Annotated in this window: 14 protein-coding genes; 7 read left to right on the top strand and 7 right to left on the bottom strand. The window is 55.5% G+C overall.

Annotated elements, in window-relative coordinates; all coding sequences use genetic code 11:
• Positions 1-62 precede the first annotated feature (62 nt).
• A complete protein-coding gene (locus tag Pla100_RS27810) occupies positions 63-3,179 on the bottom strand; it encodes a DUF2309 domain-containing protein (RefSeq protein WP_146582217.1) in 3,117 nt (1,038 codons plus the stop codon).
• Between the two features lie 332 nt (positions 3,180-3,511).
• Here Pla100_RS27810 and Pla100_RS27805 point away from each other — a divergent pair, with 332 nt between their 5' ends.
• The 4 genes from Pla100_RS27805 (at position 3,512) to Pla100_RS27790 (ending at position 9,474) form a co-directional block, all read left to right on the top strand.
• Positions 3,512-4,951 (top strand): efflux RND transporter periplasmic adaptor subunit, encoded by a 1,440-nt coding sequence (locus tag Pla100_RS27805; RefSeq protein ID WP_146582215.1) that lies wholly within the window; start codon positions 3,512-3,514, stop codon positions 4,949-4,951.
• The gene (locus Pla100_RS27800; RefSeq protein WP_146582213.1) at positions 4,945-6,030 is read left to right on the top strand and encodes an HlyD family secretion protein; all 1,086 of its coding nucleotides are present in this window, start codon (positions 4,945-4,947) and stop codon (positions 6,028-6,030) included. The genes Pla100_RS27805 and Pla100_RS27800 overlap by 7 nt, the downstream gene beginning before the upstream one ends.
• Complete coding sequence (locus Pla100_RS27795; protein ID WP_146582211.1) at positions 6,030-8,078, top strand: hypothetical protein; 2,049 nt, start codon at positions 6,030-6,032, stop codon at positions 8,076-8,078. Before Pla100_RS27800 ends, Pla100_RS27795 begins: the two co-directional genes overlap by 1 nt.
• Before the next feature lie 295 nt (positions 8,079-8,373).
• Positions 8,374-9,474, top strand: coding sequence for an AAA family ATPase (locus Pla100_RS27790; RefSeq protein WP_231603710.1), 1,101 nt, complete (start codon positions 8,374-8,376; stop codon positions 9,472-9,474).
• A 268-nt stretch (positions 9,475-9,742) separates the two neighbouring features.
• Here the strand turns inward: Pla100_RS27790 and Pla100_RS27785 are convergent, their stop codons facing one another.
• Both Pla100_RS27785 and rlmN read right to left on the bottom strand, forming a co-directional pair.
• Positions 9,743-10,675: a hypothetical protein gene (locus Pla100_RS27785; protein WP_146582209.1), complete on the bottom strand. Its 933-nt coding sequence runs from the start codon at positions 10,673-10,675 to the stop codon at positions 9,743-9,745.
• 702 nt (positions 10,676-11,377) lie between these two features.
• Positions 11,378-12,499, bottom strand: a complete 1,122-nt coding sequence (gene rlmN / locus Pla100_RS27775; protein WP_146582207.1) for a 23S rRNA (adenine(2503)-C(2))-methyltransferase RlmN — start codon at positions 12,497-12,499, stop codon at positions 11,378-11,380.
• A gap of 166 nt (positions 12,500-12,665) precedes the next feature.
• Here rlmN and Pla100_RS27770 point away from each other — a divergent pair, with 166 nt between their 5' ends.
• The 3 genes from Pla100_RS27770 to Pla100_RS27760 all read left to right on the top strand — a co-directional run bounded on the left by Pla100_RS27770 (position 12,666) and on the right by Pla100_RS27760 (position 15,472).
• Entirely contained in the window at positions 12,666-12,896 is a 231-nt protein-coding gene (locus tag Pla100_RS27770) for a hypothetical protein (protein WP_146582205.1), read from the top strand.
• A gap of 112 nt (positions 12,897-13,008) precedes the next feature.
• On the top strand, positions 13,009-15,012 hold the full coding sequence (locus Pla100_RS27765; RefSeq protein WP_146582203.1) for a PDZ domain-containing protein: 2,004 nt from the start codon (positions 13,009-13,011) through the stop codon (positions 15,010-15,012).
• 34 nt (positions 15,013-15,046) lie between these two features.
• Positions 15,047-15,472: a hypothetical protein gene (locus tag Pla100_RS27760; RefSeq protein ID WP_146582202.1), complete on the top strand. Its 426-nt coding sequence runs from the start codon at positions 15,047-15,049 to the stop codon at positions 15,470-15,472.
• Between the two features lie 57 nt (positions 15,473-15,529).
• Here Pla100_RS27760 and Pla100_RS27755 read toward each other — a convergent pair whose 3' ends face one another.
• From Pla100_RS27755 to Pla100_RS27735, 4 genes are all read right to left on the bottom strand, one after another.
• Positions 15,530-16,150 carry a manganese catalase family protein gene (locus tag Pla100_RS27755; protein ID WP_231603709.1) on the bottom strand — a complete coding sequence of 207 codons (621 nt, stop codon included), beginning with the start codon at positions 16,148-16,150 and terminating at the stop codon, positions 15,530-15,532.
• A gap of 224 nt (positions 16,151-16,374) precedes the next feature.
• Positions 16,375-17,661, bottom strand: coding sequence for a PDZ domain-containing protein (locus Pla100_RS27750; RefSeq protein ID WP_197168294.1), 1,287 nt, complete (start codon positions 17,659-17,661; stop codon positions 16,375-16,377).
• A gap of 636 nt (positions 17,662-18,297) precedes the next feature.
• On the bottom strand, positions 18,298-19,971 hold the full coding sequence (locus tag Pla100_RS27740) for a sodium-dependent transporter (RefSeq protein ID WP_146582198.1): 1,674 nt from the start codon (positions 19,969-19,971) through the stop codon (positions 18,298-18,300).
• 489 nt (positions 19,972-20,460) lie between these two features.
• Positions 20,461-21,381, bottom strand: a complete 921-nt coding sequence (locus Pla100_RS27735) for a helix-turn-helix domain-containing protein (protein WP_146582196.1) — start codon at positions 21,379-21,381, stop codon at positions 20,461-20,463.
• Between the last annotated feature and the right edge of the window lie 67 nt (positions 21,382-21,448).

The raw sequence follows: 21,448 nt of genomic DNA, 5'->3' as shown, positions 1-21,448 counted from the left end.
GTCGGGTTCCGATTTGATGGTTTGCTTCAAATGCCGAAGTTTTGCTGAACGTTTCCTAACGTTTAAGTTTTTGAGATTGAGGCGAAGGGGAGATGACTTCGCTGTCCACGGTACCAGTCCATCGAAGAGGCTGTCGTGGGAAGTGACTTGTTTTCAATCAAGTGAGGCACGTAGCGACCATTAACGTAACGTTGGATCGTGGCGGTATCGGGATCGATCACCGCGACTTGAACCCAGTTGCCTTGAACGAGACGCGCGATCCCGGGATTGGATTGGATGATTCGATCCAGTTTGGCGGGGGTGGTTTCGATGACGAACAAAATCCGCATCGGCTCATGAATCTCGATCATTTGCTGCGATAATCCCGGTCGCAGATCGCTGGCCGCGCCGGTCATCACGCCGACCATCGCGACGATATTGTGAGGCAACTTGGAACCACATCCGTAGCCTTCCACATCGACGGACGAGAAATAGTATTCCAAGCTGATCCCGGCACAAACAGGAATGGCCGCCTGCAAGATCCGCGTCAAAACGCGGCACTCCTCATCATCGACCGACGGATCGTACTGCGTCAAGAAGACTCGGCGGTCCATGTACAAACCACGCGTCCATTCTCGCCGTCCGACCGTCACCAAGGCATTGGTCGCGTGATTGTATTCCGGCCGCGCTTGCGAGAGGTCCTCGGCTCGTTCTTCCACGTGCTCGAGTGCTTCCTCAGGCGTGACACTTAAAGGCGCGGACTCGAATCGGCGACATCGTTCGTGAGCATTACGGCGGCGAGTCTCGTTGATATTCGCTTCGATCCGTCGGAACAATGCACGATGAGTTCGCGGCAGCAAGTCGAGATCGTAGTACTCGACGTGATCATTGCAAGTATTGTGATACGCACCGACGAAACAGACATCGTCTCGCAAATCGATCCCTCGATCGGCCACCAGTCTTCGAACGCGTCGATCGTTCGCCATCATCGCGAACGCTCGCGCGTTGGGTCCGCCACGTCCGCCACTGCACGCCCCACAATTGTATGCCGATTCATGTGGGTTATTGAGCGAACTGCTGCCGTGACCGAAAAACACGATGATCGGAGGAAAGTCTTGGGTCATCCCGATGTCTTCGAGAATGCGAACGACAATCGTTGCCATTTCATCAAGACTGTAACCGAGCGACTCCGGAGCCGATCCAGGCGTTGGCGAGGTTCGTTCGAGATGCAATTCAGTTGCCGGCGGGCGGACGAGCACACTGGTTGCTTCTCGAATGCGTGAAGTCAGACGTGGTGCCATGATTCTCGCGACCATCGGAAAGGTGGCAATCGCACCAAACACACCGGTCACCCAACCGCCGATCAACGTCCGTGATCCTGAATGAACTTGGTGTGCAAACCAACCGATCCGACGACGCCGCTGGGCTCGCTTCTCACTGACGTCGGCGGCCGAAAACATCGGTTCTTCGCGAACATAGTGTTGCGGCGTCACTATGGCCGGACACAATGGACGGAAGTGGGCATGATCGGCCCCTTGGTAGTACATCGCGACCGCAAAAAAACCAGCCGCCGAAGCGGTTTGGCAAGCCGGATCGACTTCCTCCAAATGACGTCGGAATGATTCTTCGCGGTCATCGATACAAAAGATCGCCACATAAGCGGGCACCGATTTCTTAGCCGTCAACTTATCGTGGCGTTGTCTGGCATGAATCGTCAATGCATCGAGTGCAGAAACTGCGTAGTTACGTTCATAGGCCGCATGCAGGATCCGACGCCGCTGTATGGACGAGAATGATTCGATCTCGTTAATCAAGCATTGCCATTGTTCCACCGACATATCGATCAGTTGCTCGGGTGTCCAACCGCCGACTTGCGCCAATTGAAAGATCCGATAGGTGCGTTCGTCGATCGATGCCCCTTGATGGCGATCAGGCTTCTTTCGAAGTCGCGACAGTATCTGTGAAAGGTCACTCGACCCAAAGCGTCGTCGACCAAGGTCCACAATCGCGTAACGCTGCAAAATCAATCGAATCGCCAAGTATTCATTGAGCGATCCAGAGGGAATCGGGTGAGGAAGAAACGGCGTGGACGATTCCATCTGCCAAATCATTCCGGTCCAACCCCGCAACCCCATCAACGCGGACTCAATGGCTTGTTCGACATCGTTCACTTCGAGTTCAACGAGGGAAGCCGCGATCGATGCGAGTGGATCGAAGTTGCCTTGCAAGATCGTTCGCATCTCGTGGCGGATTCCCTTGAGCCAGTTCGGTTTGATCGTCATCGCACCGCCAAACAATGTCGCGAAAGATCGGGCAAAACCCTTTTCGCGATCCGGCAATGTCCAATCGGCGAAACCCTGGTCCAGAAAACTGCCACAAAACCGGATCAGTATTTCGTTGACCTTCGAATCAATGTTCTCGCCCGTCGCGCGGAGAACCTGATCACCAATCCCGATTGATGCCGTCGGTCGCGCCGCATGGAGGTCGACGACCTCGACTCCGTGGCGGCAAATTTGCCAAAGGGCATGAAGCACGAACGATTCCCAAGTCGCGTCCGACCAAAGCTCGATCGCATTCGCGTCAAAGCCTTCGATCGCCCGACGAATGGTATCAGGAAGCGGCGGCGTCGATTCGGGGTTCGGTTGCTCGGCCGAGTTGACATTCACATGTCGCATCACCCAACTTCGCGTTTGGTTGATCGTCTTCTCACGACGTTGCGGCGATATCTCGGCGCGGAAGTTTCGCAGTACGTCAGTCTCGGCAAGTAACCATTTCAGCTCGGCTTCCGGAACACTGTGGACCGTCATCTGCAACATCGCTAAACGCAACGTGTAGCGAGTCCCAAAGGCCGACACCAACGTGTCGGCGTCATCACCGAGATCGTCCATCAACACTTCGCGGAGATCATTGAGCGTGATCCGACCGCGACTCAGTTCGTCCCGATATCGCTCTTCGCTAAGATAAGGTTCGCAATGATAATGGCGTCCACCTTCAATGACCGCTTTGTCGAACGGTAAGTCTTCGAAAGCGTGCAAGGTATTGTGATGCACAAAGATCGAGATCGGCCCCTGTGCCGGCAAATAATGCTTGGCGTGTTCAATCGCGTGTTCAATCCGGTCGATGCGCAGATCGGCAGGCGGAGAACTTTCCGATTCTTTGGTTGCGTCGGCGGGCGTGGCGGATGACGTCGATGAGGACATGTTAGCAAATCAGGTTGGCAGAAATTGCGAAGCTTCCCGCAAAGCACGGGCTGTGCCAATGGCTGCGTGAATCCCGGCGTGAATCGACCGCCTGCCCCGATCATTCAAGGAACCCACCTAAAACCGGATTCGAAGGTAAGATCGGAAGTCTCCAATATCTGACACATCCACGACGACCCTGGCTAGAGCACATCGCCGACTGCAATCGATTGCAGTCAACCTGCAGATTATTGCAGGCCCACTCGATATAACCTGAACGATCCGATTGACTATCTTGGCGATCACACAAAAACCGCGTCCGGCGTCAGGTGATCATTCGATTGGACAGTAAAATGGAGCTTCGAACTGAGAACCTTTCCAGTTCAGACGCCGCCATCGCTCATCCTATACCCGATCACCTGATGTCGCCTTCCTCCACCCCAAACGACTCGGATTGCCAATCGGCTGCTGAGCACCTGGAAAGATTGGAGGCATGGTCGCGTCGAGCCGGGGAAGACGAGGCGGACGCGGACGATTTCTACCGTTTCGTGGAACAGACCATCGCCGAAGTCACCGGGAAAGAAGGACGTTTTGCACTCGAGACACCATCCCGCTCGGTCCGCCTCGGATGCACTGGCTCATCAGAGAATCTTGATTCGGCCGCGGGTGGAGTCCACTCCCAAATCGAGTCGGTCGCACTGGCACGTTATCGGCTGACGAATCGAGACTCGATTGTATTCAAAGTAGAAGACTCCATTGGTCAACCACTATTGCCCTGGCAAGAGTCTTTCATCGACGCCGCAACCGATTGCGTGGCGACCGTCTACTTAAAACGACGATATCTTGAATCAACCGGTTCAAGTTCAGATCCTCGCCGAGCACGGTCCACGAACTTTAAGAGAGCGGTTTGGTTGCTGGTTGTTACCGCGGCTGCCTTATTCGTTCCGGTTCCTTTTCGAATCGCGATTGAGGGAAGTGTGATGCCGGTCGAACAAGTCGGCATCTTCGCTCCTTCGGCCGGCAATTTAGTTTCCCTCGAGGTTCGTGATTCACAAACGATCCGAAAGGGCGACGTGTTGGCTCGCATCGACAGCCCCGAAATTGAGTTGCAGCGGGATCGGCTTCGCGGAGAACTTCTGGCCGCTCAAACCGAATTGTCGTCCCTTCGGATCACGCCCAGACGCAGCACATCGAGCCCCACCCCGACGGATGACTCGACCAGCGTGTCGTCGGATCGCTCGGCCAACGCGTCAAGCCAAACAGCCGTCCTGAGGGTTCGGATCGCGTCTTTGGAACGCCAAGTCGAACTGATCGATCAAGTTCACGCATCGTTAACGATCCGGGCAACGAACAGCGGCAGCGTGGTCATTCGCGAATCGCAGTCCACACTCGTTGGACAGCACGTCATGCAAAGCCAATGGTTGATGAGCGTGATCGATCCGACCGCAGGTTGCCGGGCGGTCATCGACTTACCTAGCGACGCATTCGGATACCTGCCGGGAACAAACGCGGATGACACGGGCCCCTTAACCGTCGCGTTGCGTTTGCGTTCAAACCCGTCGCGATCATTCACCGGACAAGTCGCACAGATCGGAAACACAGTGCACTATCGACACGACGGCAATGGTTTTGTTCCCATCACCGTGTCGCTTGATTCAGGCACCGGCTCCTTGCCGGTCGACGAGTTTCGCACGGGCGCGCCGGTCGTGGGACATCTTTCTTTTGGAACGCGTCCGTTGGGATTCGTTTTCTTTCGGCCCGTTGTCGAAGTCATTCGGAGTTGGGGATGGTAATCAGCGTTTCTCGATGGAATCGGATCGTCACGTTGATCGGATTGACAATCGTACTCGCTTCGGACGGTTGGACGGCAACGATCGACGGGCTCGTGGTGGCGTTGGTCGACGAAGCCGTCATCGTTTCGCGTGTGGAAGGGCCCGTCGAAGAAGTGTCAATTGAGGAAGGTCAGTTGCTGCAAGAAAACGAATTGGTCGCGAAGTTGGACGATCGACGTGTGCAAATCCATGAACAACTCGCTGCACAGGACTTGGCAATCGCCGAATCTGCCGTGAAGCATTCTCATCGAATCGATGCCGCCCGATCAGCGGCGGCAACCCAGCGACACCGTGTCAGTGAACAGGCGATTCGATTGGAAATCGATCGGCGCCGCGCCGCCAATGAGTTGAAAGTGTTGGCCGCCGAAAAGGCGGAAGCCGCAGCCAAGAACGAGTGGGAACGCGCACGGACGGCAAGGGAAAATTTCACCGACTCGGTCTCTGAATCCGAACTGGAGTCGCTTCGCCTTGCCTACGAGCGTTCTGAATTGGAATCCCAGGAGGCCCGCTTTCAGAATCAGATCGCCGAGTTGGAAGCACGCCTGGGAGAAATGGCTGCGGAAACGGGGCGATCGCAACTCGAGTCCGCCACGATCGAGATCGCCGCTGCCGAATCCGAGCGAACGATTCTCGAATTGGAAGTTGCAATCAAACGCCTGAATCGGCAACTCGCGGAAGTCGAAGCCGCCGATCGCCAAATCCGATCGCCGATCGCCGGTCGCGCCGTTGCCGTCGCCGTTCGTCCCGGCGACTGGGTTCGCCCGGGTGACTTGGTCGCTCGCGTGATCAGCTTGACTCGATTACGCGTCGAAGGCTTTGCCCCAGCCGCCACGTCCGATCGGCTCCGTGATGAACCCACCGTTCGCATCGCCGTCGACATGCCCGACGGTTCTTCAGTCCAGATTAAGGGACAATCTCGATTCGTGAGTCCTGAAGTGGATCCGGTCACCGGCGAAGTTCGCTTTTGGATCGAGTTCGACAACCCCGGCGAACGCGTCCGTCCAGGATACCGCGCGAAACTGATCATGGAGACGGATTGATGCGTCTTGCCGACGGTTTGATCGTTCGCGAGATCGAGTTGGTTGATCGCAACGTCTGGGTGGTAAAAGAACCACGTTCCGATCAATTTTTTTTCTTCGAGCAACACGAATGGTCTCTCTTGAAGTCACTGCCCGATCTTGGGCGATTAGTGGAGGGACAAACGCACGACGGAAACCGAGATCAGACCGAACCATTTTTCGCTCATGCGGCAAAGCAAGGACTGATCGTTGGCCATCCGCAGTCGATCCAGCCCGTTTCCGAGAGACGTCGTGGAATGGCATTGTCTAACCCACTGGCGATTCGGGTTCCGGGATTCGATCCTTCGCAAAGTCTCGATCGTATTCTCCGGTACAGAAACTGGTTCCAGTACCGAGTTGGTTTCGCGATGGTTGTTGTATCCGTCCTATTGGTATTGTTTCATCTTGATGCATTCGTTGCTGATGTCTCACGAGCAACCTATCAACTCGGCGTGGTCTCCGGATCGACTTGGCTGACGTTCCTGTTCGCGGTGGCGATCATCAAAATCGTCCACGAATTGGCACACGGCTTGGCGTGTCACTCGTTGGGTGGACGTTGCCGCGAGATGGGATTGATGTTCCTGTTCGGCGTTCCCTGCTTGTACTGTGATGTCAGCGACGCTTGGCTGATTCGCGACCGTTGGTCTCGGATCGCAGTTTCAGCGGCTGGAATGATTGCCGAATGGATCGTTGCCTCGATCGCGGTGTTGGTTTGGGTATCGACGCATTCGGGATGGGTGCACGATCTTGCTGCGATGCTGGTCATCGTAGCCTCGGTGAGCACATTGATCGTCAATGCGAATCCGCTGTTGCGATACGATGGCTATTTCATCCTTTCAGATTGGTGGGGCGTGCCCAATCTATCTGCCGAAGCCTCGGCAGCGCTGCGAGAGTGGGCCATCGATCGCGAGCCATGGCGACCGCGGTGGGGACTGGTTGTGTACGCCATCTTGAGTGGGCTGTACCGTTTCTTTGTGATCGGCGTATTGCTGTGGGTGATCGGCCGCTGGATCACGGCTTGGATTGGTGTCGGGGCGGCGTTGCCGGTCGCAATCTGGATCGGATGGCTGATGCTTCGGCGATGGTTCTCAATCGGCACCGAGCTGGTAACCCGGCGAATGAGAGCGATCGCTTTCGCCGGCTTATCCGTTTTCGTCTTGGCATTACCTTTCCCCCAGACTTTCCGCGGAGGAGGGATCGTGAAGGCCATGGACGAACGCAACGTTTATTCGCCGGCGACGGGAACGATTCAATCGAGCAATGACCACACCGAGCAGACAGACTGGTCGTTGGAAATGGATCTGTTGAAAGCACGCGGGTTGGTCGAGGAATTGACAATCGGTTTGCGTTCACTCGAATTGAGTCGATTCGATCAGCCGTCAATCTCCTCGACCTTGCCGACGTTGCGAAAACGACTCGAATCGGCTAAAGCACGCGAGGCCGTTCTGTCACGCCAAGCCGACCGGTTGAGAACGACTTGGTCTCAATCGGAACGATTATTTGAGCCCACTCGAAAAGAATCGTTCCACGGTTTTGACACAACACACCGCTCGACGTGGGTCGATCTGCCTTTAGACAAATTCAACGACAACGCGGTCATCGAACGGGGCACGCTACTCGGCCGTGTCGGTGATCATCGACGCCGGGTCGTGTCGGTATTCATTCCCGGAGACCAGATCGACTTGGTGCGGTTGAACCAAACGGCAACGGCGTGTTTGCCGTCGCTGGCGAGCGGTTCGCTGACCGGGACGATTGTGGACGTCTCCCAAAATCCGGTCGACGAATTACCTCCCGAGCTCGTCACCGCAAAGTGGATCTTGACCGATCCGATGGGTCAACCACTTACCGATCGAGGTCGAGCCCCCCGATCGACGCACTACGAAGTGCGTGTTGCGATCGATGAATCCGATGATTTGACGAATCCGTTGCCGACTCGGATGATCGTCCCGGTGCGATTGTATTTGTCGAACCGATCGACTTGGGAACGTTGGGTGGAATGGTTTCGGACCAACGTCACCTGGGCGTTCTGAGCCGGATGGCTCTAGCGGGCTGTTGATTTAGTCGTTTAACGGCAAGCCGCAGGCGATAGAGCTTGAGAACGCAGACGCCTGCGGCTTGCCGTTAAACGAAAACGCCCAATCGTGCACTAAATCAACAGCCCGCTAGCCCGGATGACAGTTGCGGCGTACCAAGACATTCAGGTCGATGATTCGGGCTGAGACTTCGCAGGGGGCTCGTTTTCATTTCCCGCTCCGCATATCGGCCGGCCAACGGTTATAATCAGCGATCTGCTATTGCCTCACCCTCCTGATGCGAATCATTCTGATGGTTACCCCTCCGCCTCGTGAAAACTCTCATTCTGTTCACCGTGACAATCCGTCTGGGGATGCGACCGGCGCGCGTTCAGGCGGCAATGCATTGACTCCTGGCGACGTGGCCTCGGCGGCTGAATTGATTCGCAGTGTGAACCAGGTCAAACAACAGGTCAGTCGCATCGTCGTCGGGCAAGACGAAGTCGTCGAACAACTATTGATCTCGATCTTAGCTCGCGGACATTGCTTGCTCGAAGGTGTCCCCGGGCTGGCCAAAACGTTGATGGTCCGGACGCTTGCGTCGAGCATGAGCCTTGAGTTTCGACGGATTCAGTTCACCCCCGACTTGATGCCCGGCGACATCACTGGCACGGACATCATTCAAGAAGATCATGAGACCGGTCGTCGCGAGATGGTGTTTCGCAAGGGACCGATCTTCACACAAATGTTGCTCGCCGACGAGATCAACCGAACACCGCCAAAAACTCAAGCGGCGCTGCTCGAAGCGATGCAAGAACATGAAGTAACCGCCGGCGGTCAAACTTTTCCGCTGTCCGAACCGTTCTTTGTCTTAGCCACTCAAAACCCGATCGAACAAGAAGGAACGTATCCACTGCCGGAGGCACAACGGGATCGGTTTTTGTTCCACGTCGTGGTGTCTTATCCGAGTCGCGATGAGGAAGCCGCGATCGTCGATCGCACCACATCGGGCGAATCGTTGGACGTTCAACACGTGATCAGCGGTGCGGACATTGTTCATTTCCAATCGCTTGTTCGACGCGTACCGCTTCCGCAGCACGTGAAAGATTGGGTCATCGATCTAGTTCGCGACGCGCGGCCGGATCAACCCGAGGCTGCCCCATGGGTTCGTGAATGGATCCAGTGGGGCCCCGGCCCTCGGGCGAGTCAGCAACTCGTGTTGGCCGCCAAGGCGCGGGCGTTGTTGTACGGTCGAACGCACGTCACGATCGATGACGTCCAAGCACTCGCCATGCCGGTCCTGCGACACCGGATCGTTCCGACGTTCGCCGCCGAAGCGGACGGAATCACGGTCGCGGACTTGGTCAAACGTTTGGTCAAGGAACACGCCGTCAAACCCGCCAGTGTGCTTTGAATGTCTTGGCCCACGTTCCCGCAGAGTCTGAGTCGAATGCCGTGGACTTGAGGCAATCGACTGAGCGGTAGACACTAGCCTCGGGCCTTGCAAGCTGATATGGGTGGCGATGCCTACGGCGAGCCCAGATCATTCATAACCCGATGCGTAAGCGAGGGATTATCGGAATATCCCTCGCTCACGCTTCGGGTTACGATTCAATCAACAATCCTCTAGTGCTAAAACTGCTAACCCGAACATTTCATACCGAAACGGGGTTAGCACCACGCTAGAACGAAAGATACCGCAGCCAATTGCGAAATCGCTGTCCGGGCACGTAGGCGACCGGTTGGCCCCAAAGGCCTTGGCCGACTTGAACGGGGTAATTCTCTTGACCAAAAGTAACCAGACTCTTCACCGGAGCGGCGGCCGGAGCCACGACACCTCCCGGTGAAACCAGTGGCCCGGACGTCAGGGGAGGCATCGCTGCCGGAGTGGCAATTTGCGCAGGCGGTGGTATGTACGGCCCGGCGTAGGAGGTCGGGGCAATACCGCACCCACAATCACCGGCGGTCCCGTAGGGACTCATCGCGGTGTAACTACTCGGCGGCGAGATCAGCCGGCAGTCGCCCATCGTCGCGAATCCGCCGTTGGAAATTTCCGGGGGAGGCACCGGTTGATAATCCGCCAAGGGTAGCGTGCCGTTCATCGGCAGTTGACGAGGCATCGGGCTGCCCGCCGGCGGCACGCTGTTCCGTAGCGGCGAGCTATTCGGTAGTGGAGTGTTGTTGGGCAGTGGAGTGTTGTTCGGTAACCTTACGCTCGGTGTCTGCGGAACCGGGGCGGGCTGCAACTCAGGAGCCGCCGGGCGCAACGGTTGAACCGGCGGCGAGAATGTCTGCGGCAATGGATTGGCGGGAACGTTTGCCTGAGGGGGAGCAACGGCATCCTGAGGTAGACTGAATCCGCCCGACTGCATCGCCACTTGGCGAATATTCGGGTTGGGATTGGTACGACGCTCGTACTGGTCCACCAAACTGCCGCTGCCGATCGGTCGGAACGTGGGCGTTGTCGTCTGAGCATGAACTTGGGGGATCATCATCGGCTCGGCGCTGACCAAGCTGACGATGTAAAAACCGACACCCACCACCAAGGCTTGAAACCATCCCAAGGGAGACGGCCGACGAGCCGACTTTGGCTTACTCCGAGTTTTCTTTCGCATCGTCTTTCGCATCGTGTGCTCCTGCTTCGCGATCCTGATCTTGGCTTATCGGCCTGAGTGGCTGGTGAGCCGACTGACTGCAGCGAACACGATTGCAATCGATGGTCCGAAGTCAAGCCAATTCCGTTAAGCACTAGCAAGATATCCGACACGAATGCAAGCCTTGTTCGTGAAACACAAGGCCTGCGGAAACGTCGATGAAAGCCCATGACGATTCGGAAGACGGATGGAAAGGGTGAACGCGGATGAAGACGGGTAGTTTCACGGCCTGAAAATATTACATCAAACCGCTTTTGATCGCAGAAACTCTCTTTATGAAATCAACTGAACTCTTGCGAGTCCAGCTACGAGTGCGAGCTCTCCTAAGCACGTCTGGTGAAATCTTCCCGCTTAACTTAATTAGCCGCTCGGGCGCTAGCGGGCTGTTGATTTTATCGTTTAACGGCAAGCCGCAGGCGACTGAGCTTGAGAACGCAGACGCCTGCGGCTTGCCGTTAAACGAAAACGCCCAATCGTGCACTAAATCAACAGCCCGCTAGCGGGCTGTTGATTTAATTAGCCGTACCGCGTTAGCGGCGGTTTACACGGCCGTTAACCGGGGTTAACGCCCATCGGCTAATGGTTGTCATTCGGTTTACGACTAAATCAACAGACCGTTAGCACCAAAACGGCTCATAAACCGAATCACTTCACTAGACGTGCTTACGCGTGCGAGTCTGACTGCGGGCTTTGACGGTTGCGTCTTAACTGACCACAGGCCGCATTGATTTCATTGCCCTTACGTTGTCGGAAATTGACGTTGATCCCCGATGATTCAAGAATCTGTTTGAAACGCGTGATGGATCGGTTGCTCGGGGTGACATACGGCAATCCTTCGACCGGGTTGTAGGGGATCACATTCATCATCACCGAGCGACCGCGTAAGATTCCGGTTAACTCGTGAGCGCATTGTTCGGAGTCGTTAATTCCGCCGAGCAACACGTACTCGAACGTGAGTCGCCGTCCGGAACTTTCAAAGTATCGATCGGCGGCGCTGAGCACCGGTTCGATACCGATCTTTCGATTGACCGGAACGAGTCGACTTCGAAGCTCATCGTTGGGGGCGTGTAAGCTGACCGCGAGATTATAGGGGATACCCACTTTCGCCAACTTATCGATCGCCGGAGGCAAACCCACAGTGCTGATCGTGATCCGTCGCGGGCTGATGCCGAGTCCGTTTTCGTCGCGGGCGACGTCCAACGCACCGAGCACTCCCGGCAAGTTCGCGAGCGGCTCGCCCATGCCCATCATCACGATATGACTGAGTCGCTCGTCGGCGGGTAAGCGATGTTGCAGTCGCAGCATTTGCTCGAGAATCTCGCCGCGGGTGAGATTGCGATCCACGCCGTCGAGACCGCTGGCGCAAAACACGCATCCCATCGCACAACCGACCTGACTGCTGACGCAGATACTTCGCCGAGCGCCGTCTCTCAACAGCACACATTCGACTTCGCCCCCGTCATGCAGGCGGACTAGAATCTTTTCGGTACCATCGGGGGACGTGGAAACGCACGCCTGACTGCCGGTGAACAATTCGAACGCGTCCGCCAAATCCGCCCGCAACTTGGCGGGCAGATCGGTCATCTGTTCGAACGTCTCGGCCCGTCCCGTATAAACCCATCGGCGGATTTGTTTGGCGCGAAACTTGGGGTGACCCCGATCACTTAACCATTCTATGAGTTGGTCTTCCGTCAAATCGAGCCAATGAGGCTTGCTCGACCTACGTGCCGCACCCGGTTGATCGTCAGCGGGTTGGGGCGAACTTAAAATGGGGAGCGAAGTCATAGGGACGAACCAAACCGAAAAGATCATGCAAAGCGAGCCCATCAAGATAAACCCAACGATTCCGTTTCGTCAGCCCAAAAACGTGCGTCTTCCCCCCTCGTCTTTCAGCCATCTTTGGCGACAATCCGGTCACTTTGCCCCGCTCCTTCCCACCATGAAATTGCCAATGTCACGTTTCCAGGCCATTTGCGTCGTATTTTTCAGCTCAATCAGCCTTTCGGGCGTCGGGACCGTCATGGGTCACGAAGGTCACGGGCACACACCGCCCGGCCAAGGCAATTCCCTGTGGCACTACCTCAGCGAACCGACACACGCCTGGGTGTTCGCCGCCGTGATAACGGTTTCAGTTGGGATGGTCCTGTTCCACAAGCTGCAGAAACAGACACAAGAAAGTTAGTCAAAAAACGTTCAAAATTTGGACGATCCGCCTTTCCCCGCCTGGTGGAAACCTGTACCCCCTTGATCGGCGACCTGCCAAGCGACTCAGGTGTCGAAGGAGAGGTACAGGAATGTTCGATCGAAGACGACTTACAACGCAGTGGATGATCGTTCTGGCAATTTCATTGGGCGGCGAGAATGCTGGTTTTACCGAAACAGCCGATCAATGGTTGCAACGACTGCAGCATACCGATCCGGCCATCAGCGAATCGGCTGCTTATGACATCGAGCAAATTCATCCAAGCGTTGCGAATATCAATCAACTCTTCGCCGCGTTAGCCGCTCCGGATGCTCGAGTGCGGCGATATATAGTCGCGACTTTGGGCGAGATCGCCGCGACACGGGAAGCGGCACCCTATCGTCGACAGATTGCTGCGGCGATTGCGCCCTCACTCAAGCACTATGACCAGCGACTTCGCGCACAAGCCATGGCGGCGCTGGCCAAGTGTGGTCCGGAAGCAGTGGACACACTCACGCCCATGTTGACCGACACTCGGATCGTCGACCAACCTGGTTATGTTGGTTTGTACCTTGCCGATCGGAATGACCGACAAGGCGTCACGGTCCGTGGGACGATCAAAAATTCACCGGCCGCTGCGGCGGGATTCAAAAAAGACGACGTGCTGGTTCGCTTGAATCACACCGATGTGTTCTCTCGGAGCCAATTCACTTCGTTGGTGACCTATTCCAAACCCGCAGATCATGTACAGATGACGGTTCGACGAGGAAACCACTTGGTGCATTTGGCTGTTCGAGTGGGACATCGTTCGATCGAGGCAAAAGATGAATACTGGCAACATCATGCAACCAAAGTCTGCGAGCAAGCTGCCGCGACGATCCGCATCCTAACGCCTCAATCCAATGAGTTTTTTCACCAGCACCTTCAACATGACAATCCCTTGGTGCGCCGCGTCGCTTCTGCGATCGTCGCCAGCGAAAATGCAACCGGACCGCCGCCGTTAGACGCGTCAACTGCCCCTAGCCGTGCAACTGGTTTACCTGAAACTGCACCGGAGTCTCCGTCGGTCGAGCGGATAGCTATCGGGTTGCGGCATCCAGACGTTCTCGAACGACTTGAATCGCTTGAGTCGATCACCAACGAGTTTATGAACGATGAGCTATATCGCCAACTAGGTGCGCTAACGACTGATGCCTTCCCCACCGTGCGATTCGCGGCCGCAAGACTCGCCGTCCATTATGATCCCATTGCCGCTCAGTCCGACCCATTGATCCTCAAAGCGTTGATGGATGGCCTAACGCAACGTGACTTTGACCGACAGATGGATGAGATTCGCCGATTGCTTCAAGCGTCCATTGACGAAGACGCACGCTGTATGGCGTGTGAAGCGTCGAGTGCCAACACGGACGAAAGCGGACCGATCACTCCACCGTGTCGAGATGGTGGCAAGCCGGACGACGGCGAGCGTCTGGCCGACTTCTGGCCACCTCCGCAGCAAATTGCCGCTTGGGAGACATTGGATGTGAAACAAGTTCATCCAGATGCTAAGACGATGGAAGATGTTTTTCATTGGATCCAGAGCGACCTTCAGTTCTCAGGGTTCCGAGAGAATCACGTCATGAATGCCCCTGGTGGTTTTGCCTTGGTCACGTCACTTGAACGGATTCATACCGATGGTCCGCTTCGAGGCAGTTCCTTTCGCGGCGATAGCCCGAGTGATCCGACACGTTGGACGAGGCACAAGCTGCCGGCTCGATCGCTATGGGATTGTTTCGACCATCTACTCTACGCCAAGCCGGGGACACATCGTCTGTTTGCATTCATCGTGACCGATCAGGAATCACTTCAGAACCAACGCCGACAAATGATGGCGGCAGATGATCTTCATTCGTTACAAGGAACTTGCCGGGTGCTCCCCAACGAGACGAAAGGGATTCCGGTCAATGATCACTTCATTCACGTTTTGGTTTACCAATTTGAACGGCGGCTCGGTGGTCGTTTTGCAGTCTGCGAAACACGCAATGAGGTTTCCTGTCATGTTGCGTTATCTGCCTTAGAGCATCTTCAACTCGCAAATCTTCACGCGGTCGCCCATCACCTCAATTCTCGACGCTAGGCCGCGCCACTCCAAGCACGTCGGTCATTTTGAAATGAAAACCATATCACTCGAACAGTCCCGCTGGCGAATACTGCAGGTGTGGCTAGCCGGATCCATTGGCATCCTGCTTTTTGCTATCACGATTTGTTTAACACGCGATGTGCGAGATCCTCAAGATTGGACGAGTATCCTAGGATGGGTGCTGCCACACTTGATCCCCACGGCGTCACTCATTTTGTCGGTGATCGGTGCCAACGCAATGAACCCTCACCCCGATCCGACGATGGTAAAGTTGGTTTACCATCGTCTTGTCCTGATGGTACTGACCGCTTATTTGGTGGCGGTCGTTACAACCTTTTTGCTGGAAGCTTTGGTGCCCTTCGATTTGATCCAAACGATGAGCATTGCCAACTTGTGGTTAGGGCCATTTCAAGGCATAGTTTCCGGCGTTCTTTCTGTTCTGTTTTTCACTAAGTGATCGCGTTGTTGATCTTCGAGGCGGTGCGTTTGAGAGAATCAACGATGGACCCGGCGCTCATCTGTTCTTTTTGGGGATCGGATGGTTCGATCGACCGCCCATGTCTTCCCACGCGGCCAGCCATTGGTTTTGGTGCATGATATCGCGGGCGATCATGAACTTGAGCATGTCTTTCATGCCGGGATCGTCCGTCATCTTGTAGAGTTGACAAGCAAGCATCCGACCGGTGGATTCGGCCATCGCATTTGCGAGCATGTCGGCCGCCCCGTTGCCGCTGGCGTATACGTGCGAGCAATTGAACGGCACGCCGCTGCTGTCGATCGGCATCGCCGCCATGGCGGTCGTCAGAACATGTTGAAATTCCATCCCGCCCATGACCGCCGCGATCATCGGGTCTTTGGCCGCCTCATCTTGTTCGGTCGGCGCGCCTTCCAGATTGAGCGCCACGGCGGTGCATAACATCTCGATGTGCGCGATCTCTTCGGTGCCGGTTTCCAAGAGCATGTCGCGGTACTTCGTCGGGCCGCGAGAACCCCAAGCTTGAAAGAGATACTGCAAGCAGACACGGATTTCACCTTGGATGCCGCCGATCGCTTGCTGTAACGCTCTGGCGAAGACCGGATTGGGTTTTTCAACTTTAACTGGGTACTGTAGCTTGCCGCCGTCGTGATAGAACATGGTCACTCCTTCTAAAACGTTGAGTCGAGAAATTTAAAGATTCCGGCCGTTAAAGGGACCGGAGACGCGCAGCGGCGATGCAATGGTTGTGCCGAACTATCGCGTTAGTTCGGTTCGGAGAATGTGTCGAGAAGGTCCACCACCATGGCATGAAAAAAGCCGGTGACGAACAATTTCGTCACCGGCTTGCATTCTTTGAAAGCCAAACGGCGCAACGAACTGGATTAGCTGTTCGAATCGTTTTGGTTCGAGTCGTTCTCGTTCGATCCGCTTTGATCGGATCCACCGTTGGGCGCGGGAGGTTGACCGTTGGGCGTAGGAGGCTGCTGGTCAGGTGCACCTTCGCCGTTGTCAGCCTCGTTTTTAGCACTCGACGATTTAGCACTCGACGATTTAGCACTCGACGATTTAGCACTCGACGAACTATCGTTCGGATCTGCTTCGGACTGATTCGTCGTACTCGATTCTTCGCTAGGCTGGTTCGACTTGTTTTCACCTGCCTGCGCCGAAGCATCACTCGTGTTGGTGGGATTCGACTGCGTCATCTCGTCAAGCTTTTGCTCCAACCGATCCACTTTCGTTCGCAACTCTTCGAGTCGTTGCTTGATCGCCTGTGGAGACTCGTCCTGCATCGGCGACTTTGCGGATTGGTAACGCTTGTTGGACGGTTGCCCACCAAGAGTCGCTTTCAACTGTCGATCTTGGCCGTTGCGTTTAACGACCAACGTGAGTTGATCGCCGGGATTCATTTGGCCGACCTTGGACGTGAATGTGCCGGCGCTGAGGTCACTGTAAGCGTTCCCGTTGAACTCGACGATCACATCTCCAGGCTGGATTCCGGCCTGTTGGGCGGCTGAGTTGCGAGCCACATTCACAACGCGGATACCCTGGTCAGTGTCTTCGAGAGCGACACCCAAAAGTGGTCCCTGATTGTTTTGACCCTGGTTGCCTTGATTTCCTTCGTTCCATGACTGAGGCTGACCTTGGCTGTACTGGGGCTGACTTTGGTTGTACTGGGGTTGGCCTTGGTTGTACTGAGGTTGGCCTTGGTTGTACTGGGGTTGGCCTTGGCTGGATTGCCATTGCCCCGGGTTACCCGAAAACTGATTCGACTGAAACTGGCCACGTTGTGGCTCAACACGCCCCGGCGAGATGGTCGATCGGCCAGTGATTTGGCTGTTCGATTGGTCGAAGACCGCGCGGTTGTTGTCATCTAAGTAAAAGTAACGCCCCGTGCGACCATCGCGATAATAACTCGGGCTGGCCGAGCGTTGCTGGTATCCGCTGTTATTACCGTAACCGTAATACTCGTTGTCGTAGCGGTTACGATCGACCGATTGATCGTACTCATTCGGACCGGCGTGGATCTCGCCCGCCCAATCAGCTCCATTCCCGGGGCTCAGACGGTCACGGACGGAGTCTTGGGCCGACACGGAGGCACCAGTCATCGCGGTCGTCAGTGCGGTGGCGACGGCAATCCGCCGGAAGGTTCGGAAAGTTGTCTTGTTCATGTTTCGTCCTTTCATGTGGGGTGATTCCACAACCGCAACATCGCGGTCGTGGTTGATCAGACGAATGTGCATGATTGATGCCAAACCACTCCGGCAGATGGATCGACTCTAAGCTTCGCAGTCCTCTACATCAGTTATCACCGCATTCGGTGTTTTTTTAAGGCAATTGATACAAGCCCGACGCGCGACTGCCTGTTGATTTATTCGGATACCGAATTATGCAATTAGCCGATGGGCGTTAGCCCCGGTTGGCGTACCGTTAACCGCCGCTAACGCGGTACGGCTAATTAAATCAACATGCCGGCGAGCGAGGGAATCCACTCCAAACTTCGCAATACAAGCGAATCCACTCGCTTGCCGGCGTGTTGATTGAGTGCACGTTTGGGCGTTTTTGTTTAACGGCAAGCCGCAGGCGACTGCGTTTTCAAACTCGGTCGCCTGCGGCTTGCCGTTAAACGATTCAATCACCGACCGTTGCGCGTCGGGCTTGTATGTTTACGGCGTAGCCGTTTTAAGTTGCTTAGCTGTCTTCCGCTTCGTCGACCGGTGGCAGAGTAAATGTCTTGTAAAGACAAAAACCAAGCAGCACCAGCACCGAGCCGATCGAAAGACACATCACAACCATTCCACCAAAGGTCATCGGTTTTCTCCTGAAGATGTGGGTTCAGCGTCAACAAAACTTTTCGACGACACGGTATCGGACGATTCGAGATAGTCAAACTTGCCATCGCGAATCCAATTCTGCCCCGCCAAATGGATCAACAGGAGCAATAAACAAGTCATGCCGATGATGAACAAAACCGACATCGAGGCGACCGAATCGGACGCCAACGATGCCAAGTATCCCGGTGCGTTGAGATAACAGAAAAAGATGAAGATCACGCCGAGATAGATCGGCACGACAAACTTGAGCATGTACTGAACAAAACGCGGAATTCGCATGTTCGCTCCGATGTGAGCTTGCCGCTCGCCTTCATCGATCCCGAAGATCCATCCGTAAATGACCGACTGAATCATGGCTAGCACAAAGATCAACAACGTCCCGACCCAAAAATCAAGCGTATCGAGCGCTTTCAAACCGGCCGAAAAGTAAATGACAAAAAACGAGCCGCCCAAAGTCAGGATACCCAAGAATGTCGTTGAAGCGTGACGTTCAAGGTTGAACCCCTCTTCCAAGAAAGCGATGACCGGTTGCAACATCGAGAGGCTGCTCGTGATCGCGGCGAGGAACAACATAAAGAACCACAAGAACCCAAAGAGTTGCCCGGCGGGCATTTGAGCGAACACGTTGGGCAACGCATTGAATCCCAACGCAAACGTGCCGAACGACGCCACCCCCGCTCCGAGGAACATGAAAGCGGCCGGTAACGTGATCAGTCCACCCAAGCAAACTTCGAAAAACTCGTTCATGCTCGACGCCGTCAGACCACTCAACACGACGTCGTCTTTCTTGGTCAGATAACTGCTGTAATTGATGATCACTCCAAAACCGACCGAGAGGCTGAAAAAGATCTGCCCCGACGCGGCTAACCAAGTCTTCGGGTTAAGCAGCGCCTCTGGTTGCGGATTCCACATGAAGCCGAGCCCTTCGTTGACCGATGCTCGATCGAGCGTGAGCACGCGGACGAGAACGCAAAGAGCACAGACGACCATCATCGGGATCGCAAACTTGCAGAACGTTTCGATGCCGTTGGCCACACCTCGGTAGATCAGGATGAAATTCGCAACGAACGTGATCCCAATGAATACCAGCAAACTACGACCCGCACCGAACACGTGCCCGTCTTGCTTGACACCGACGATCGAATCAAAAAACGACTCGTACGCGGCGGCATCGCGACCCATCATCAGATTCCCGGTGGCGTAGTTCCAGGCATAACACAAGCACCAGGCCTCGATCACGATGTAGTACATGTAAATCACCAACGGGATCAACAACGCAAAAACGCTGAGATAGCGTGCCTTGGGCGAACGACAAATCACGCTAAAGACGCCCGGTGCCGAATGGAAACCTCGCATCCCCGCAAAACGCCCCATCGTCCATTCGGCCCAACACAGCGGAATGCCCAAAACCAGCAGGGAAATGAAGTAGGGCAAGAGAAAAGCGCCGCCACCGTTTTGGGCCGCTTGGCCAGGAAAACGCAAGAAATTCCCAAGTCCGACGGCGGACCCAGCGACCGCCAATACGACACCGATCCGACTGCCCCACTGCTCTTGGGGGACGCGAGAATCTTTGACTGCGTGATCCGCCCCGGATCGGGATGGCGAACTGGTCTCCTGGGGGCGTTCGGAAGCGGGTGAATCATTCATCGGCACACGACCTGGCAGTGGAAACGAAGGGACAGAAGAACTCCCGGAGCGACATGGCTGCAGCCCGTCGCCACGGTTTTAAGGAACCAGCCTAACAAGATCGAGGTGGCACCGAGAGGGACCTCGCCGAAAAGTCGAATTTCCGTGCAAGCTTCGGTACGTATTCCGACGCATCGAAACGCCTATTTTACGGGCGTTACTCATAAACGCATGGCTGCGGCTGCGATGAGGATCGTAGAACCTCACATGAAAACGCACCTCGCCCTGCGGCCCTCCGCGTCTCAGCGACCTCTGCGATTAAACTTTTGCTTCAACCACATTTGACTTTAAGGTGTCAGCAACGTGGCTCGACGGTCCTCCGTCGAGAATCACGGTGGGGACCACCGTGCCACATTTCGAGAATCACGGTGGGGACCACCGTGCCACGTTTTAAGCCAACCCCATTTTAACTATTGACGAAGCACCATTATAAGAAAATTGAATCGTGCGTCAGGCCGGTGGCATCACTTGGATCGGTCGCTGCTGACCCAGGTTCAAACGCATGATTGCGGCAAGGTCCACCAAGTGTCTCAGTGAATCGCAGTGGGCGGTGTAGCGAAGTCGCGGACGAAGACGATCGCACAAGGCTCGCCCGCCGATCAGCAACGGCACATCTTCACCGAGCGACTCGGCCAGGCGATTTTGTGCGGCAACGAACATGTCCGGCTCCTGGACGCTCGAAACACTCATCCAAACAAGCTGTGGATCGTAGTCATGCGCCGCCTGCACAAAGCTGTCCAGTGGCAGATCACAACCCAAATTGGTCGCGTTCCAGCCGACTTCCCTTAATGACAATTCAACCAACGCCGTCGGTAGCTGATAGGGATCTCCTGCCGGAGCCCCGCCGATTGCGACAGGGGCACTGTATCCCGGGGCGGGTAACGACGAACGAAGTTCGTAAATCAATCGCATCGCAATGTCACAGCCACGGCGTTCCTGATAAACGTCCAATTCGCGACACTCCCACGCGTCGCCAAATCCGTGCATCGCGTCGGTAATCAATTGCTCCGCCGCCTCGCTTCGAGTTGCTCCCTCATCGATCACTCGATGCAATAACTGGCGGCAAATCGACTCCTCCCCCCGAGCCAATGCTTCACGAAATGCTTCGCTAACCGGATGATTCGAACCACGTACCTTCATCGAGCGGTTGGGCGCCAAACTGGGCAGCCCCAAGACCTCAGGGCGTAAAAGCGGCCTTTGGTGATCTCGAAGAAACTTCTGAAGTGCATCCAGCGTGATCCGGCGATGGCCACCGAGCGTTTTGATGATCGGAATGGCACCGGAATCGCACCAGCGTTTTACCGACGATTCGCTGACCTGCATCGCGTCCGCGATTTGTTTCGGCGAAAATTGAGGTTGTCGGGCGGCCAATGAATGGTTTCCGAATGAAAGTTAGCGAAAACGGGAAAAGTTCGATCAGATGAACACGTCGGAACCG

Source organism: Neorhodopirellula pilleata, from assembly GCF_007859915.1.
GTDB classification, from domain to species: Bacteria; Planctomycetota; Planctomycetia; order Pirellulales; family Pirellulaceae; genus Rhodopirellula; species Rhodopirellula pilleata.
This window is presented reverse-complemented; position numbering and strand designations above follow the sequence as displayed.

What these genes read in the sequence shown, in the direction of transcription:
- Pla100_RS27765 (WP_146582203.1), top strand. Translation starts at nt 13,009, where the DNA reads ATGTTCGATCGAAGACGACTTACAACGCAGTGGATGATCGTTCTGGCA.
- Pla100_RS27790 (WP_231603710.1), top strand. Translation starts at nt 8,374, where the DNA reads ATGGTTACCCCTCCGCCTCGTGAAAACTCTCATTCTGTTCACCGTGAC.
- Pla100_RS27800 (WP_146582213.1), top strand. Translation starts at nt 4,945, where the DNA reads ATGGTAATCAGCGTTTCTCGATGGAATCGGATCGTCACGTTGATCGGA.
- Pla100_RS27755 (WP_231603709.1), bottom strand. Translation starts at nt 16,150, where the DNA reads ATGTTCTATCACGACGGCGGCAAGCTACAGTACCCAGTTAAAGTTGAA.
- Pla100_RS27770 (WP_146582205.1), top strand. Translation starts at nt 12,666, where the DNA reads ATGTCACGTTTCCAGGCCATTTGCGTCGTATTTTTCAGCTCAATCAGC.
- Pla100_RS27810 (WP_146582217.1), bottom strand. Translation starts at nt 3,179, where the DNA reads ATGTCCTCATCGACGTCATCCGCCACGCCCGCCGACGCAACCAAAGAA.
- Pla100_RS27760 (WP_146582202.1), top strand. Translation starts at nt 15,047, where the DNA reads ATGAAAACCATATCACTCGAACAGTCCCGCTGGCGAATACTGCAGGTG.
- rlmN (WP_146582207.1), bottom strand. Translation starts at nt 12,499, where the DNA reads ATGACTTCGCTCCCCATTTTAAGTTCGCCCCAACCCGCTGACGATCAA.
- Pla100_RS27740 (WP_146582198.1), bottom strand. Translation starts at nt 19,971, where the DNA reads ATGAATGATTCACCCGCTTCCGAACGCCCCCAGGAGACCAGTTCGCCA.
- Pla100_RS27805 (WP_146582215.1), top strand. Translation starts at nt 3,512, where the DNA reads ATGGAGCTTCGAACTGAGAACCTTTCCAGTTCAGACGCCGCCATCGCT.
- Pla100_RS27750 (WP_197168294.1), bottom strand. Translation starts at nt 17,661, where the DNA reads ATGAACAAGACAACTTTCCGAACCTTCCGGCGGATTGCCGTCGCCACC.
- Pla100_RS27795 (WP_146582211.1), top strand. Translation starts at nt 6,030, where the DNA reads ATGCGTCTTGCCGACGGTTTGATCGTTCGCGAGATCGAGTTGGTTGAT.
- Pla100_RS27785 (WP_146582209.1), bottom strand. Translation starts at nt 10,675, where the DNA reads ATGCGAAAGAAAACTCGGAGTAAGCCAAAGTCGGCTCGTCGGCCGTCT.